The following is a 15,107-nucleotide window of genomic DNA, read 5'->3' as shown; positions in this document are numbered from 1 at the left end:
TTAAGCGGTCACATTCGCTCGTGTCAACGTCACGTTCAGACTTTGTGAATCAAAAGCGATCGGAGTGATCTGATACGATCACGATCGATCACGGGGAGGTTGCATGGGACCGCTCGCCGCCGCCTGGCCGGCCATCACGCCCGATCTGCTGACCCGCGCGTTGCCGCCGGTCGACGGCGTCACCGCCGGGGAGGACCTGCGGGCCAAGGCCCGGGCCGAGCTCGGCACGCCCTGGCCGGTCCCGCTGGCGAGCGCCTACGCGCGCTACTTCCGCGACGGCGACCGTACGGGATATGAGCAGGTGGTCTGGGAGCGCGAGTACCGGGTGAGCCGGGCCGCGCTGATGGCCGCCACCACCGGCGAGCCCGCGTGGCTGGACGAGACGGCCGACGGCGTGACCCTGCTGTGCGAGCAGAGCAGCTGGTGCTGGCCCGCCCACGACGACACGCTCACCCGGCACGGCGCGGTCGTGCCCACCGTGACCGACCCCTATCTCGACCTCGGCGCGGGCGAGGTCGCCGGGCAGCTGGCCTGGCTCGACCACCTGCTCGGCGCGCGACTCGACGAGCGGGTTCCGGGGCTGCGGGCCCGCATCCGGCACGAGGTCGACCGGCGGGTGCTGACACCGTTCGCGACCCGGCGGGACTGGGGCTGGCTGGGGCTCGCCGGCGAGGTGAACAACTGGAACCCGTGGATCCACGGCAACGTGCTGGTCGCCGCCCTGCAACTGGTGGACGACCCGGCGCGGCGGGCCTCGCTGGTGGCGCTGGTCGTCGACGGCCTCGACCGGTACGCGGCGTCGCTGCCCGCCGACGGCGCCGTCGACGAGGGCTATGCGTACTGGTGGCACGGCGCGCTGCGGCTGTTCGAGGCGCTCGACCTGCTGACCTACGCGAGCGGCGGGGCGCTGAGCGACGAGCCGTTCCACGCGCTGCGGGCGGTGGTGGCCTTCCCGCACCGGCTGCACCTGGGCGGGGACTGGTTCGTCAACCACGCCGACGGGCCCGCCAAGCACTCGCGCGACCAGCCGTGGGACGCGCTGCACCGGGCGGCCGTGCGGGTCGGCGACCGGGCGACGGCGGCGTTCGCGGTGGCGCACCGGGCCCCGGCGACCGAGACGTGGGGCCTGGGCTTTCTGTTGCGGGCGCTGACCGATCGGGCCTGGGCCGCGGCCGAACCGGCGCCGGCGCCGTCCCCCGAGGACGTCTGGCTCGCCTCGACCGAGGTGCTCGTCGCGCGGTCCGGGCGGCTCACCCTCGCGGTCAAGGGCGGCCACAACGGCGAGAACCACAACCACAACGACGTCGGCAGCTTTCTCGTGGCGCTCGGCGGCGTGCCGGTGCTCGTCGATCCGGGCCGGCCGACCTACACCCGGGAGACCTTCGGGCCGCGGCGGTACGACATCTGGACCATGCGCAGCTCGTGGCACAACACGCCGACGATCCGCGGGGCCGAGCAGTCCGCGGGGCGGGAGTTCGCGGCGCGACTGGTAGACCACGGGCTTCGGAGCATGAAGATCGAGCTTTCCGGAGCGTACGGGAAAGGGCTTGCCCGAAGCTGGCTGCGGACCGCCCGGATCGAGCACGACATGGTTGTGATCCGCGACGAATGGGACATTCCACCCGGCCCAGGCACCACGATCCACGTCGTCATAGCCGGCGAAGTGCGGCTTTTCGACGGCCGCGCCGAGATTGTCGCGATCGAGGGAGCGGGCGTTCTGGACCTCGCCTGGAACCCGGCCGTGCCGTGCGCGCTGACCGTGCGGGAGCTCGGCGACCCGATGCTGAGCGACGTCTGGGGCGAGCGCCTGACCAGGATGGACTTCGACGTCGCGGCCCTCGGGCCGATCGGTAGGCTCGACCTGACCGTGAAGGAGCACCAGCGGTGAGCACCCCTGACAAGCGCGGGCCGTTGCAGGTCGCCCGGCGCGCCGCCCTCCTCGAGGCGTTGCAGCGCGACGGCGTGCTGCGCATCTCCGACCTGACCGACGCGCTTGGCGCCGCCGCCGTCACCATTCGCCGCGACATCGCGCAGATGGCCGCGGAGGGCCTGGTGCTGAGGGTCCACGGCGGGGTGACGCTGCCCGGTGCCGCCGCGGGCGACGACCTGTCTCCGGCCGAGGCGATCGGGATGCTCGTGCCCTCGCTCGACTACTACTTCCCCGACGTCGCGCGCGGCGCCGAGGAAGCGGCCCGCGAGCTGGACATGCGGGTGGTGCTGCGCGGTTCCTCGTACGACTCGCCGGACGACCTGCCGCTGCTCACCCGCCTGGTCGAGCAGGGCGCCGACGCGCTGATCGTGGCGCCGCGGATGGACGCGCCGACCTCGGCCCGCACGATCGAGTGGCTGGCCGGCGCCGGCATCCCGGTGGTGCTGCTCGAGCGGACGGCGAGCGCGGGGCCGCACCACGAGATGCTCGAATCGGTCGCCACCGATCACGCGCTCGGGGCGGCCATGGCCGTACGCCATCTGGTCGCCCTCGGGCACCGGAAGGTCGGCGCGGTCCTCGCCGAGCACAGCCCGACCAGCCCGCACATCCACCGCGGCTGGGCGTCGGCGGTGGCCGAGTGCGAGCTGCCGGCGGCGGTCGACGTGCGGGTGCCCGACGCGCGGACGCCGACCTCGGCCGCGGCGCTCGACGCGGTGCTCGACGAGTGCCGAGCGACCGGGACGACCGCGCTGCTCGTGCACGCCGACGCCGAGGCGATCGCGCTGGTGCAGCGGTGCGAGGAACGCGGCCTGTCGGTGCCCGGCGACCTATCGGTGGTCGCCTACGACGACGAGGTGGCGGGCCTGTTCACGCCAGCGCTGACCGCGGTGCGGCCGCCGCGCCGGTCGATCGGGCGGGCGGCGGTGCGGCTGGTCGCCGACCGGCTGGCCGACCCGGGCCGGCCCGCCCACCGGGTCGTGATCAGCCCGGCCCTGCGGATCCGCAACTCTACGGCCGCTCCTTAGCCCGCTCTACGGCCGCTCCTTGGCCCGCTCTACGGCCGCTCCTTGGCCCGCTCTACGGCCGCTCCTTGGCCCGCTTCCGGTACGCGGCGACCGCGACCCGGTTGGCGCAGGCGGTGCTGCAGAAGCGGCGCGAGCGGTTGCGGGTGAGGTCGAGCACGACGCCGCGGCACGTCTCGTCGGCGCAGAGCGACAGCCGGGACATCTCGTCGCCGCGGACCAGGTCGGCCATCGCCATCGCGGTCTCCACCAGGACGCGCTGCACCAGCGGCGCGTCGGCCGAGACGGCGTGGATGTGCCAGTCGATGCCGTCGTGGCGCATCAGCATCGGCACCGCCTTCGCCTCCGCGAGCATCCGGTTGACCATCTCGGCGGCGCGGTCACGGTCGGCGGTGAGCAGGGACCGGAGCACCGGGCGTACGGCGCGGAGCTCCCCCAGCTCGGAGGCATCCCGGTCGCGGCGGCCGGTGTAGCGGTGCCGGGCATACCACTCGTCCACCTGCTCGGTGGTGAGCAGCGTGTCCGGGTCTTCGCCGCTGTTGACCAGCTCGACGGCCGCCACGAGCGAGGCCTCTGTGTCATGGGCTAGGAGCACGTTGACATATTACCCCCTCGGTGCCTAGCGTCATAAGCCATGACCCAGTTAGCCAATGACAGGCCCGCACTTTCCGCCCGGCCCGGTCTCGGCGGCGGTCTTGCCCTCGCCATCGTCTCCGCCACGACGTTCGGCCTCTCCGGCCCGCTGGCCACCGGCCTGCTGGCGACCGGCTGGAGTCCCGGCGCGATCGTGCTCGCGCGCATCGCGATCGCCGCGATCGCGATGGCGCCCTTCGCCATCGCGGCGCTGCGCGGCCGGTGGCATCTCCTGCGGCGCCAGGCCGGTCAGATCCTGCTGTACGGGGTCCTGGCCGTGGCCGGCGCCCAGTTCTGCTACTTCTCGGCGGTCGCCACGATGGACGTCGCGCCCGCCCTGCTGATCGAGTACACGGCGCCGGCCGCCGTCGTCGCGTGGCTCTGGCTGCGCCGCGGCCAGCGCCCCCGCCCGCTGACCATCGGCGGCGCGATCGTCGCCGCCGCCGGCCTGGTGCTGGTGCTCGACCTGCTCTCGGGCGCCGACCTGGCCTGGTCCGGCGTCGCCTGGTCACTGGGCGCGATGATCGGCGCGACCGCCTACTTCCTGATCTCCGCCGACACCGGCAACGGCCTGCCCCCGCTCGCCCTGGCCGGCGCCGGCCTGCTCGTGGGCGCGCTGGCCCTGGCCCTGCTCGCGGTGGTCGGCCTGCTGCCGATGCACGCCTCGGCGGCCGCCGTCCACTACGCGCTGGGCGCGCCGCCGTGGTGGGTGCCGCTGCTGCTGCTCGGCCTGGTGACGGCGGCCGTGGCGTACGCGACCGGGATCGCCGCCAGTCGCCTCCTCGGTTCCCGGGTCGCCTCGTTCGTGGCCCTGCTCGAGGTCGTGGCGGCGGTGCTGTTCGCCTGGCTGCTGGTGTCGCAGCTGCCCGGCCCGATGCAGCTGGCCGGCGGCCTGCTCATCATCGGCGGCGTGATCGCGGTGCGCCTCGGAGACCGCGAGATCGCCTAGGGTCGGGGGCATGGCCTCGCACATCGAGCTCTTCAACGCCGCGGTCCACAGCGGCGACTGGGTCTCGTTCGCGTCCCTGTTCCATCCCGACGCGGTGATGACCTTCTCGCCCGGCCCGTCCTTCACCGGCCGCGCCGCAATCCTGGCGGCCTACCAGGCAAATCCCCCGACCGACACGATGCGCGCGCTCGCCTCGCGCGTGGGTCCCGCGCCCACCGCCGCTGCCCCTTCCACGCCGGCCGCCGCGCCCACCGCCACCACCACGCCCGCGGCAGCCGCGCCCGCCACCGCCACAGCGCCCGCGGCTCCGACCGCCACCTCCGCCACAGCGCCCGCGCAAGCCGCGCCCGCGCCTACCGCCACCGCCGCGACCGGGCCCGGCACTACCGCCGCGGCCGTGCCCGCCACCTCCGCCGCCTCCGCGATCGCGCGCATCGCCGCCGCCGGCGCAACCGCGCGCACCGCCGCCGGCACAACAGCCCCGCCCGCCGGCGCCACCGCCCCGCCCGCCGGCGCCACCGCGCCAGCCAGGCCCGCCTCCCCCTCGCCGGACATTTCCGAAATTACGGTTTTCGAATGGTCGCGAGGCGGAACGGGGACCATGACGATCCGCCGCTCCGGTGGCCTGATCACCCTGCTGGCGGTGGAGTTCGCATGAGCGTCGACCTCTTCGCCGGGGTTCCGGTCGGCAACCTCCAGGAGGCGGTCGAGTGGTACTCCGCCCTGCTCGGCGGCCCCCCGGCGTTCTTCCCCAACGACGTCGAGGCGGTGTGGGAGCTGGACGAGCACCGCTACCTCTACGTCGAGCACCTGCCGTCCAAGGCCGGCCACGCGATGCACACCCTGTTCGTCGACGACTTCGACGAGCGGATCGCGGCGATCGCGGCGCGGGGCATCACGCCGGCCACCGAGGAGACCTACGAGAACGGGGTGCGCAAGACGACCTACGCCGACCCGGACGGCAACGAGATCGGCTTCGGGGGCGGCCCTAAATAAGGGTGTCGCCGCAGATCAGCCACGGCGACTTGCCGCCGCGCAGCCACAGGTCGATGTCCCGGGCGGCGCCCGCGCGGTCGGTGACGTGGACCTTCACGCTGGCCTCGCGGCCGGGTTCGTCCAGGAACACGCTGCGGCCGATCTCGTGGGCGGCCGGCCTCGGGGCGGCCTCGACCAGGGCGGCGAACTCCCTCTCGGTCAGCGACCGCTGGTTGTCGGCGCAGATCATCGCGTACGCGCCGGTGTCGTCGCCCTTCTCGATCCGGTCGAGGTACTGGCCGGCCGCGGCCCGGGCGTCGTCGATGTCCGGTCCGAGGTAGAGCCACGCGAACAGGCCGAAGGACGGCACCGCGCAGAAGGCGGCCGCCAGGGCCAGCAGCAGCGCGCCGGAGGCGATGCCGATCCCGATGCCGACGCTGTGCCCCCGGTTCGTCAGCGATGAGGTCATGCCGGCGACGCTAGTGACGGCCCGCACCGAACCGACCACGCTCAGGACACAACCCGATCAAGAAACGTCGATAAGCTCCGGCCATGACCGACGCCCTGCCCCTCGACGAGTTCGTCGGGCGTGACTGGCTCTGGCCGGTCATCGACGACTGGCTGGCCGGCCCGGCCCGGCGGCTGATCGTCGCGGGACCGCCCGGCGCCGGGAAGTCGATGTGCGCGGGCGCGGTGGCCCGGCGGTTGCCGGCGAGCGCGTCGCATTTCTGCCAGGCGCGCCGCGACACCAGCCTGATCCCGAGCCGGGTCGTCGAGCGCCTGGCCGACCAGCTGCGGCGGCGGGTCGACGGGTTCGACGCGACGCTCACACAGCCGTATTCGGTGACCGGGACGGTCCGGGTCGGCGGGTCCGTCGGCGAGGGCGCCACCGTCGCCGGGGTGGCCATCGAGACGCTCGCCGTCGACGCCCGGGACGACGACGCGAGCCTGCTGTTCGACCGCTTGATCCGCAAGCCGCTCGTGGCGCTGGCCGCCGCGAACCGCCTGCCCGGGCCCGTGGTCATCGTGATCGAGGCGCTCGACGAGCTGCTGGTGCGGCGGCACGGCGAGTCGCTGCTGTCGCTGCTCGCGGCCGTCACCGGGCCGGACGCCGAGCTGCCCGATCCGGTGCGCTTCGTCCTCACCACGCGACCCGATCCGCGGGTGCTGCGCCGGTTCGGCCCGCCGGACGTCGATCTCCAGGCCCCGCCGGCCCGCGACGACGTCGAGGCGTACGTGCGCGGGCAGTTGGGTCTGACCTCGATGGCCCGCCGGATCACGTCGGCCGTGTCGGGGAACTTCCTCTACGCGCGCTACGTGGTGCAGGAGCTCAAGGGCCGCCCGGCGCCGGCGATGGCGGCGTTCGACCCGAGCCGTCTGCCGGACGGGCTCGACGAGCACTACCGCGAGTTCCTGACCCGGGAGCTGGGCCGCGAGACGGGCGCGTGGGAGCGGGTCTACCGCCCGGTGCTCGGCCTGCTGCTGGTCGCGAAGGGCGACGGCCTCACCGCCACCCAGCTGGCCGGCGCGACGGGCCTGCCCCGCTCCGAGGTGGACGACGCGCTCACCCGCCTGGCGCCGTACGTGGCCGCGAGCGCGAGCGGGTCGATGCGGCTGTACCACCAGTCGTTCGCCGGCTACCTGGAGAGCGAGACGGAGTATCCGCTCTACCCGGACGAGGCGGACCGGGCGCTGGTCGGCTGGTACCGGACGCGCTACGGCACGGACTGGCTGGCCGCGGCCGGCGACCGCTACGCCACCGAGGAGCTGGTCAAGCACGCCGCCCGGCCCGGTGATCTGCTGAGCGACCCGGGCTTCGTGGCGATCGTCGACCCGGACGCGGTGCTGCTCGCCGCCGCCGGCGCCGATCCGGCGAGCCGGGTCGTCCGCGCCGCGCTCGGGGTGGCGCGGGGCAAGCCGATGGCCGAGCGGGTGGCTTACTACGCGCTGGTGGCCCATCAGCTGGGCGACACGGCATTGGCCGGCGCCCTGTACGCGTTGCCGCTCCCCCGGCCGTGGGAGGTGCTCTGGTGTCACTGGTCCTCGCCCGACTCGCACTACGTCGTCGGCGACCACGGCTGCCCGGTCCGCGGCATCGTCGTCACCGAGATCGACGGCCGGCCGGCCGTGGTGGCGGCCGACGACAACGCGGTCCTGCGCGTCTGGGATCTCGCGTCGGCGCGGGAGTGCCGGCCCGCGATCACCGCCGCCGGCCGCACGTTCGGCCGGCTCGGCCGGGCGGAGCTCGACGGACGCCGGCTCGTCGCGCTCGAGGCGCCGTCCCGGGACGCGGTCCACGTGTGGGACGTCGACGCCGGCGCGGCGGCCGCCCGCGTACCCACCGGGGAGCTGTCCACCGGCGTGCTCGCCGGCGTGGCCGGCGGGCGCCTGCGGGTGGTCACGTCGGACGTCCTGCGCACCCGCGTCTGGGACGTCGCGTCCGGCCTGATGATCGGCGCCGAGCTGGTCGCCGGCCGGCGGAACTCGGCGCAGGACGTCGCCACGCTGTCCGGGCGGATGGTTCTCATCAGCGCCCGCGACCGCGACGAGCGGCACGTCCTGCAGATCCACGACCTGGAGTCGGTGGCCCTCGTCCGGGAGGTCGGCCTCCGGCCCTACGAGGGCGGCGAGGACGTGGACGCCATCGCGGTCGCCACGCTGGGCGGCCACACCTGCGTGGCACTGGTGATCACCGATTACCACTACCGGGGCACGCTCGTCGTCCGCGACCTGGAGGACGACACCGAGCTGGCGGTCGTCGACCTCGGTCCGGCGATGGGACCGACGGTCGCGGCCGGGACCGCGGCCGGCCGGGATCTGGTCGTGGTCGGCGTGAGCGACGACGTCGAGGTGTTCGAGTTCGCCGGCGGCGAGCTCCACCGGCGCCGGCTGCACGGGCACAGCGACTCCGTCGAGGATGTCGCGATCGCGGAGCTCGGCGGGCAGGCGGTCATCGTGTCCGCCGGCCGGGACGGCACCGTCCGCTCCTGGCCGGCGCCGCTCCCCGGCGAGGCGGCGGACCCCGCCGGCGAGGCGCCCGTCTACATCCGGCGGGCCGCCACCGGCCGGCTCGGCGGCGACCTGGTGGTGTGCAGCCGCTGGGCGGACGCGGCGGGCACGACCGCGTTCGCGGAGGCCTACGACGGCGCGGACGGACGCCCGCGGTTCCGGCTCGAGACGCGCAGGACCTGCGCGGTCGGCGTCAGCCCGGAGGCCGTCGTGCTGGCCAATCCGCAGGGGCTGGTCACCCAGGTCGACGCGGACGGGACGGTCGTCCGCAACGACCTGTTGTTCGACCTGCTGCCCCCGGCCGAGGAGGGCTACTTCCTCGCGGCCGGGCGGGCCGCCGGGCGACGGCTGCTGGTCGCCGGGTCCGGCGGTGTCCACAGTGGTGCCGTCGTCGTCGATCTCGCCGACCTGACCCTCGCCGGTCCCGGACTGGCGGCGAAGAGCCCGGGACGGTCCGCGGTCGGCGAGTTCGAGGGCCACGCCGTGGTCGCCTTCGAGGACTACGACTTCGGCGCCCAGCCGGCCGCGTCGATCCGTGTCCACGACGTGAAGACGGGGCGGCGCATCGGCGAGCCGCTGCCCTGCGTGACCGGCCCGACGCGGAACATGCACGTCCACGAGGTGTCCGACCTCGCGGTCGGGACGATGGCCGGGTCGCTGACCGTCCTGGCCGGCAACCGCTTCGGCGAGGCGCGCCTGTGGGATCCGCGCGACCCCGCGTCGCTCGTCCTGATCGAGGTGCGCGACGGCCCCGTCGCCGTCGCGCTGGCGTCGGTCACCGGGCGGGAGCTCGCGCTGACCGGCGACGCCGGCGGGGCCCTGTGCGGGTGGCGGCGGGACGGGACGCCGCAGTTCCGCATCGAGCTCGGCCAGGGGATCTGGTCGATCGACGTGACCGGCGAGGACCGGGTGGCGGTGGGCACCGACGCGGGGCTGATGATGCTCCGGCTCAGTGGCGGCCTTTGTGGCAGGGTGAGGGCATGGCGCACGAGGTGACGGTGCGGGCGGTCGAGGCCCGGCCCACGGCGGTGGTGCGGGCGGCGACCACCTGGGCCGCGTTTCCCCAGCTGTGGCCCGACCTGCTCGACGACGTGTGGACGTGCCTGCGGGCCGGCGGGGTGGACGGCGGATTTCCGAACGTCATGCTCTACCTCGACGACGTGCCGCACGTGGAGGTGGGCGTGCTGCTGACCCGGCCGGTGCGGCTGAGCGGCGGCGTCGTCGAGTCGCGGCTGCCGGCCGGGCTCGCGGCCTGGACGGAGCATCGCGGGTCGTACTCGACGCTGTGGTCGGCGCACGAGGACATCATGGCCTCGGGGCTGCCGCTGGCCGGGCCGCGGTGGGAGATCTACGGCCCGCATCGGGAGAACCCGGCCGAGGTGAAGACCGAGGTCTACCACCTGCTCCAGGGCTAGGTGGCGGCCACCAGGACGGCCAGGGCGCCGCCGGCGAGGGCCAGGCCGCCGACGAAGAAGACCGGGATCGTCACGGTCATCAGGCGCAGGTCATCCTCGGTCGACCGGATGACGTCGGCCCAGCGGCCGGTGGCGAAGACCGTGCGGCCCCGGCGGACCAGGACGCCGTTCTCCAGACGGGCCAGGACGAAGACCGGAATTCCATGCGGAAGGCGGGTTTCCCGTACGGTCACCCGATCGCCCTTCTTCAGACGGCCGGCCATCTCCGCGGGCACCCACGGCGGCGGGACGAGGCCGCGTTTGTGGGCGTACTCCGTGGTGGTCGTCTCGGCCGCGTGCGTGCCGGCGAAGACCCCGGGCTCGATCGGCGCCGTCCGGCCGGTCGCGTCGACGAGCGCGGGATGGCCCGGTGTGCGGCCGGCGTCGGCGCTCCACGTGAGGTCGCCGTCGCTGTCGCCGGACCGGTCGCAGGTGGCGACCACCTCGAACCAGGCGCACGTGGCCTCGCTGAGCGGGCCGACCTGGAGGCCGGCCGGCCCGGACTCGGTGCGGCCCTCGGCGGCGACCCGGCCCGGCCGCCAGTCGCCGATCGGGGTGGGCGGGGTGCGGCGCAGCAGGCGCGCCATCCGGAGGTCGCCGACGCTGATCAGGGCGAAGATGCCGGTCACGCCCACCATGCAGGCGCCGACGAGCAGGACGATGGCGGCAGCAGTGGCCATGCGCACAAGATAGCGGCGGCGCGCACTATCGTGGCCCGGTGGACGAGTTGCGGTACCGGGCCCTGCGGGCCGAATCCGAGTACGACTCGGTCAAGAAGGACGCCCGGGTCGCGTACGGGATCTGGCTGGTCCTCGGCATCTTCGGCGGTCACCGCTTCTACCTGGGCGACACCGGCCGCTCGATCGCGATGTTGTTCACCCTCGGCGGGTTCGGGCTGTGGACGCTGGCCGACCTGTTCTTCGTGGGCCGCCGCGTCCGCAGCGTGAACCGAACCCGCCGAGCGGCGATCATGGCCCGTTACGGCATAGTCGACGCCTGGTAGTGGTCATGATTGCGTGCGGGACCACTGCTGGTTGGTCCCGCCGTTGCAGGTGTACTGCTGGATGTCGGCCCCGTCGGCGGTGTTGGCGTTGACCACGTCCAGGCACTTGCCGCTGTGGCGGGCCTTCAGCGTGTAGTAGCTGCCGGTGGCCGCCCACTGCCACTGCTGGTTCGTGCCGCCGCCGCAGGTGTACTGGATGATGTTGGCGCCGTCGGCGGTCGAGGCCGAGGAGACGTCGAGGCACTTGCCGCTGTTCTGGTTGACGACCTGGACGTAGCCGCTGCCCGCGTCCCGGAACTCCCACTTCTGGTTGCCGCCGCCGTTCCACGCGTACTGCTTGATCTCGGCGTTGTTCGCGGTCGAGGCGCTCACCGCGTCCATCACCTTGCCGCTGTTGCGGTTGGTGACGCGGTAGTACGTGGCCGCGGCGCCGGTGACCGTTCCGGCGGCCGTGTCGATGCTGATCGTCGGGTACCAGGACAGGCTCATGCTGGTGGCGCTCGGGAAGGCGATCGGGAGCCAGACGTACGTCGAGTCGTTGACCGGCCCTCCCCAGGCGCCCGCCCACCGGTCGCCCATGTAGAGGAAGCTGCTTCCGACCGGGAGCACGTACGCCGGCTGGGAGCTGAACGTGGTCGAGTCGCCGACGTTCTGCCAGCCGGTCCACGGGCCGGACATGCTCGACGCCGTCGCGTACTGCGCCTGGTTCGGGCTCCACCCGGTGGCCGCCGACGTCAGCATGAAGTAGGTGCTGCCCCGCTTGAACAGGGCCGGCGCCTCGCGGTGCGCGTCGTTCCAGAAGTTCCCGACGACGGCGGCGATCCCGGTGAAGTCGGCCGTCAGGCGGTAGATCATCAGGTCGTAGTTCTCGTCGGCCGCCGAGACCATGTAGGCGGTGCCGTTGTCGTTGAACAGCGTGATGTCCCGGGACATGTAGGTGTTCGACGGGCGGAAACTGCCCTGATACGTGTACGCCCCGTCGACCGTGGACGACACGGCGACGGCGGCCCGGGCCTGGCTGTAGTCGGTCCCGTTCTCCTTGTGCATCCACATCACGTACTTGCCGGTCGTCGCGTTGTAGATGACCTTGGGCCGCTCGACGTTCGCGCCCTGCAACTCCGCGGCCGACGACGGCGTCAGCACGTTGTTGCGGAACTCCCACGTCTTCAGGTCGGTCGAGCGGTACACCGAGACCGCCTTGAACGTGTTGTCGGCGTTGCGGTTCTCGCCGAACCAGTAGTAGTAGGAGCCCACCTTGAGCACGCCCCCGCCGTGCGCGTGCACGACCGCGCCGGAGGTGTCGGTGAACTGGCTGCCGTTGGTCACGGTGACCGGCGCCGCCTGGGCGGGAGCGGCGAGAACGGCCACCGCGGCCACCACGAGCGCCGCCCCGAGCGGGACAAGTCGCCTCATGCCCCTTTTGGTAGCCGCTCGCCCGGCATCCCGGAAACGATCCGACCTCGTTCGTCCACGGACGAAACTGTTCGTACATCGTTGACGGTCTATGAACACCGCATTACGTTTACGAGCGGCGCTCCTCCCGCCCTCGAGAAGGGGGTCGCGGTGACCGACGAGCGTCTCTTCCCGGTGCAGCGCCACGAACGCCTGCTCATCGAGCTGCATCAGCACGGCGCGGTGCGCGTACGGGAGCTGGCTCGTGACCTCGGCGTGAGCGAGCTGACCATCCGCCGTGACATCGCGGCCCTGGCGGCGCGCAATCTCGTGACCCGGGTCCACGGCGGCGCGACGCTCCCGCTGCGCGCCCGGCCCGCCGGACGGCCCCGGCCGAGCACCGCCTTCACCATCGGCATGGTCGTGCCGTCCCTCGACTTCTACTGGCCCCCGGTGGTGGCCGGCGCCCGGGCCGCCGCGGCCGCGCTCGGCGTCACCGTCCAGCTGCGCGGCTCGAGCTACGACCCGGCCGAGGACCGGCGGCAGATCGGCCGGCTGGTCGAGGCGGGCGAGGTCCGCGGCCTGCTGCTGGCGCCGAGCCTCGACCACGACGCGATGATCGACTGGATCGGGCGGCTGCCGGTGCCGTCGGTGCTGGTCGAACGGCAGCCGGGCCGCTGGACGACCGCGTCGCAGAAGGTCGAGTGGGTACGCAGCGACCACGCCCTCGGCCTCGAGATCGCCGTCCACCACCTGCGCGAGCACGGGCACCGCCGGATCGGGCTGCTGGTCTCCGGGGGCAGCCCGACCTCGGCGTACCTGCATCACCCCGGGCTGCTGCCGCCGGTGGTGCTCGACGATCCGCCGCGAGTGCTGCCGAGGACCGTCGTCGATCTGCACCGGGACGGCGTCACGGCGCTGATCGTGCACAGCGACCCGCACGCGATCGCGGTCGCCCAGGCCTGCGCGGACCTCGGGCTGCGGGTGCCCGAGGACCTGGCGCTCATCTCGTACGACGACGAGGTCGCGCACCTGGCCGAGCCGCCGCTCACGGCCGTGCGGCCGCCCAAGAACCATGTCGGGCGGCTGGCCGTGGAGCTGATCGTCTCCCGGTTGCTCGACGGCGACCGGCGGCCGGCCCGCGGCATGCTCGTCGCCCCGGAGCTGGTCGTGCGGCAGTCGTCTCCGTACCACGTACGAACGTGAACGCTTGTGATCGTCTGGTTTCGCTTCGTGGCGTGGTTTCCGCCCGGTCCGTTACCGATGTCCCATGAAGAAAGCCCTCCTGCCGGCGGCCGCGGTCGTGGCGCTCGTGGCCGCGGCGCTGTCCGTCCCCGCATCCCCCGCCGTGGCGGCCACCACCGGCTTCCGCGGCGTCAACTGGGCCGACCAGCGCGACAACTTCGTCGACGACACCCTCGTCCTCGGCGGCCTGAGCACGTCGGACAGCTACGCCACCACGCAGGCCAAGGCGAACGGCATCCTCACCGGCTTCCAGAACAACCTGGGCGCGAACACGGTGCGCATGCCGGTGAACCACCCGACCGTCTCGGGCTCGTACTGGAACTCGTACACCGGGGCGATCGACGCGGCCACCGGCAAGGGGATGAAGGTGATCCTCAGCTACTGGGAGGCATCGAGCTCCCGCAACGGCACGGTCGACAACCTCACCCAGTTCTGGTCGATGTGGCAGACGATCGTGACCAAGTACTCGGGCAACGCGAACGTCTACTTCGAACCCATGAACGAGCCGTACGGCTACAGCGACGCCGACTGGAAGAACCTGGCGGCCCAATGGTTGTCGTCCTACCCGGGCGTGCCCCGCGGCCGGGTCATCGTCTCCGGCGCCGGGTACAACCAGCGGCTGACCACGATCGGGTCGGACAGCCGTTTCGACGGGACGCTGATCTCGCGGCACACGTACCAGTTCTTCGACTCGAGCCGGACGACCGAGGACTCCTGGCGCGAGAGCCTGCGGACCAGCGTCGGCTCGTACGCGTCCCGGGTGCTGATCACCGAGTTCGGCGCGCCGATGACCGACGGCCGGAACTACGACTCGCCGTCCGCCTCCGACAGCTTCGTCGCCTTCATCCGCGGGACGGCGGCCGAGGCGCGCGCGCTCGGGCTCGGCACGGTGTACTGGCCCGGGGTGCGCGTGGCCGACCCGTACCGGCTCCAGGAGATCGGCGGCAGCGGCACCAGCCTGACGCTGTCCACCACCAACGCGTCCGGCCGTGACCAGCTGCGCTACTCGTGGGGCCTGGACGGCGGCGGCAACGTGGCACTGGCCCACTACCGGGTCACCAACCGCAACAGCGGCAAGGTGGCGGACCTGGTCGGCGCGTCGCTGTCGGACAACGCCGAGGTGAAGCAGTACGCCTGGAACGGCGGGCTGAACCAGAAATGGGCGTTCGAGGACGTGGGCGGCGGCTACGTACGTGTCGTCAACCAGAACAGCGGCAAATGCCTGGACGTTGCCTCGGCGTCAACGGCCGACGGCGCGAACGTCATCCAGTACACGTGCGGCGGGGGCACGAACCAGCAGTGGCAATGGACAGCGACCGGCAGCTACTACACGCTGAAGGCCCGCCACAGCGGCAAGTGCCTCGACGTGACCGGCGCGTCCACCACCGACGGCGGCGACATCGAGCAGTACACGTGCAACGGCGGCACCAACCAGCAGTGGACCCGGACCGCCGCCTGAGGCCCGATGAGTTTCGCGTTCCGGAACGGTCCAAGA

Annotated in this window: 14 protein-coding genes; 10 read left to right on the top strand and 4 right to left on the bottom strand. The window is 72.9% G+C overall.

All coding sequences use genetic code 11. The features are described from left to right. The first annotated feature begins 103 nt into the window (after positions 1-103). A complete protein-coding gene (locus ACZ6TB_RS41130) occupies positions 104-1,888 on the top strand; it encodes a heparinase II/III domain-containing protein (RefSeq protein ID WP_465564747.1) in 1,785 nt (594 codons plus the stop codon). Then, the gene (locus ACZ6TB_RS41125; RefSeq protein ID WP_465564745.1) at positions 1,885-2,955 is read left to right on the top strand and encodes a LacI family DNA-binding transcriptional regulator; all 1,071 of its coding nucleotides are present in this window, start codon (positions 1,885-1,887) and stop codon (positions 2,953-2,955) included. The genes ACZ6TB_RS41130 and ACZ6TB_RS41125 overlap by 4 nt, the downstream gene beginning before the upstream one ends. Positions 2,956-3,007: 52 nt before the next feature. On the opposite strand, the gene ACZ6TB_RS41120 is transcribed toward ACZ6TB_RS41125, so the two are convergent. Then, entirely contained in the window at positions 3,008-3,547 is a 540-nt protein-coding gene (locus tag ACZ6TB_RS41120) for a CGNR zinc finger domain-containing protein (RefSeq protein WP_465564743.1), read from the bottom strand. Positions 3,548-3,586: 39 nt separating this feature from the next. Between ACZ6TB_RS41120 and ACZ6TB_RS41115 the strand changes: the two genes are divergently transcribed. From ACZ6TB_RS41115 to ACZ6TB_RS41105, 3 genes are read left to right on the top strand one after another with little or no spacing between them, the layout of a single operon-like run. Beyond that, complete coding sequence (locus tag ACZ6TB_RS41115) at positions 3,587-4,534, top strand: EamA family transporter (protein WP_465564740.1); 948 nt, start codon at positions 3,587-3,589, stop codon at positions 4,532-4,534. Positions 4,535-4,544: 10 nt separating this feature from the next. Further along, on the top strand, positions 4,545-5,192 hold the full coding sequence (locus ACZ6TB_RS41110) for a YybH family protein (protein ID WP_465564738.1): 648 nt from the start codon (positions 4,545-4,547) through the stop codon (positions 5,190-5,192). Further along, entirely contained in the window at positions 5,189-5,530 is a 342-nt protein-coding gene (locus tag ACZ6TB_RS41105; RefSeq protein ID WP_465564736.1) for a VOC family protein, read from the top strand. The genes ACZ6TB_RS41110 and ACZ6TB_RS41105 overlap by 4 nt, the downstream gene beginning before the upstream one ends. On the opposite strand, the gene ACZ6TB_RS41100 is transcribed toward ACZ6TB_RS41105, so the two are convergent. Then, entirely contained in the window at positions 5,523-5,978 is a 456-nt protein-coding gene (locus ACZ6TB_RS41100) for a hypothetical protein (protein WP_465564733.1), read from the bottom strand. The two genes, ACZ6TB_RS41105 and ACZ6TB_RS41100, sit on opposite strands and share 8 nt — an antisense overlap. An 83-nt stretch (positions 5,979-6,061) precedes the next feature. Between ACZ6TB_RS41100 and ACZ6TB_RS41095 the strand changes: the two genes are divergently transcribed. Continuing rightward, positions 6,062-9,514, top strand: coding sequence for an AAA family ATPase (locus ACZ6TB_RS41095; RefSeq protein ID WP_465564731.1), 3,453 nt, complete (start codon positions 6,062-6,064; stop codon positions 9,512-9,514). Continuing rightward, positions 9,499-9,933, top strand: a complete 435-nt coding sequence (locus ACZ6TB_RS41090) for a GyrI-like domain-containing protein (RefSeq protein ID WP_465564729.1) — start codon at positions 9,499-9,501, stop codon at positions 9,931-9,933. Before ACZ6TB_RS41095 ends, ACZ6TB_RS41090 begins: the two co-directional genes overlap by 16 nt. Here the strand turns inward: ACZ6TB_RS41090 and ACZ6TB_RS41085 are convergent. Beyond that, positions 9,930-10,652: a hypothetical protein gene (locus ACZ6TB_RS41085; protein WP_465564727.1), complete on the bottom strand. Its 723-nt coding sequence runs from the start codon at positions 10,650-10,652 to the stop codon at positions 9,930-9,932. The genes ACZ6TB_RS41090 and ACZ6TB_RS41085 overlap by 4 nt on opposite strands. A 38-nt stretch (positions 10,653-10,690) precedes the next feature. Here ACZ6TB_RS41085 and ACZ6TB_RS41080 point away from each other — a divergent pair, with 38 nt between their 5' ends. Then, positions 10,691-10,975 (top strand): TM2 domain-containing protein, encoded by a 285-nt coding sequence (locus ACZ6TB_RS41080; RefSeq protein WP_465564724.1) that lies wholly within the window; start codon positions 10,691-10,693, stop codon positions 10,973-10,975. Positions 10,976-10,978: 3 nt separating this feature from the next. On the opposite strand, the gene ACZ6TB_RS41075 is transcribed toward ACZ6TB_RS41080, so the two are convergent. Next, positions 10,979-12,388 carry an RICIN domain-containing protein gene (locus ACZ6TB_RS41075; RefSeq protein ID WP_465564721.1) on the bottom strand — a complete coding sequence of 470 codons (1,410 nt, stop codon included), beginning with the start codon at positions 12,386-12,388 and terminating at the stop codon, positions 10,979-10,981. Between the two features lie 150 nt (positions 12,389-12,538). Between ACZ6TB_RS41075 and ACZ6TB_RS41070 the strand changes: the two genes are divergently transcribed. Beyond that, a complete protein-coding gene (locus ACZ6TB_RS41070) occupies positions 12,539-13,573 on the top strand; it encodes a LacI family DNA-binding transcriptional regulator (RefSeq protein WP_465564718.1) in 1,035 nt (344 codons plus the stop codon). A 64-nt stretch (positions 13,574-13,637) separates the two neighbouring features. Then, complete coding sequence (locus ACZ6TB_RS41065) at positions 13,638-15,071, top strand: RICIN domain-containing protein (protein ID WP_465564716.1); 1,434 nt, start codon at positions 13,638-13,640, stop codon at positions 15,069-15,071. Positions 15,072-15,107 lie beyond the last annotated feature (36 nt).

It is taken from the genome of Actinoplanes sp. NPDC051537 (assembly GCF_055586105.1).
The sequence above is the reverse complement of the archived record's forward strand: the minus strand, read 5'-3'. Positions and strand labels throughout refer to the sequence as shown.

Coding starts and splice junctions, on each gene's coding strand:
- ACZ6TB_RS41130 (WP_465564747.1), top strand. CDS start 104: ATGGGACCGCTCGCCGCCGCCTGGCCGGCCATCACGCCCGATCTGCTG.
- ACZ6TB_RS41115 (WP_465564740.1), top strand. CDS start 3,587: ATGACCCAGTTAGCCAATGACAGGCCCGCACTTTCCGCCCGGCCCGGT.
- ACZ6TB_RS41110 (WP_465564738.1), top strand. CDS start 4,545: ATGGCCTCGCACATCGAGCTCTTCAACGCCGCGGTCCACAGCGGCGAC.
- ACZ6TB_RS41105 (WP_465564736.1), top strand. CDS start 5,189: ATGAGCGTCGACCTCTTCGCCGGGGTTCCGGTCGGCAACCTCCAGGAG.
- ACZ6TB_RS41100 (WP_465564733.1), bottom strand. CDS start 5,978: ATGACCTCATCGCTGACGAACCGGGGGCACAGCGTCGGCATCGGGATC.
- ACZ6TB_RS41095 (WP_465564731.1), top strand. CDS start 6,062: ATGACCGACGCCCTGCCCCTCGACGAGTTCGTCGGGCGTGACTGGCTC.
- ACZ6TB_RS41090 (WP_465564729.1), top strand. CDS start 9,499: ATGGCGCACGAGGTGACGGTGCGGGCGGTCGAGGCCCGGCCCACGGCG.
- ACZ6TB_RS41085 (WP_465564727.1), bottom strand. CDS start 10,652: ATGGCCACTGCTGCCGCCATCGTCCTGCTCGTCGGCGCCTGCATGGTG.
- ACZ6TB_RS41075 (WP_465564721.1), bottom strand. CDS start 12,388: ATGAGGCGACTTGTCCCGCTCGGGGCGGCGCTCGTGGTGGCCGCGGTG.
- ACZ6TB_RS41065 (WP_465564716.1), top strand. CDS start 13,638: ATGAAGAAAGCCCTCCTGCCGGCGGCCGCGGTCGTGGCGCTCGTGGCC.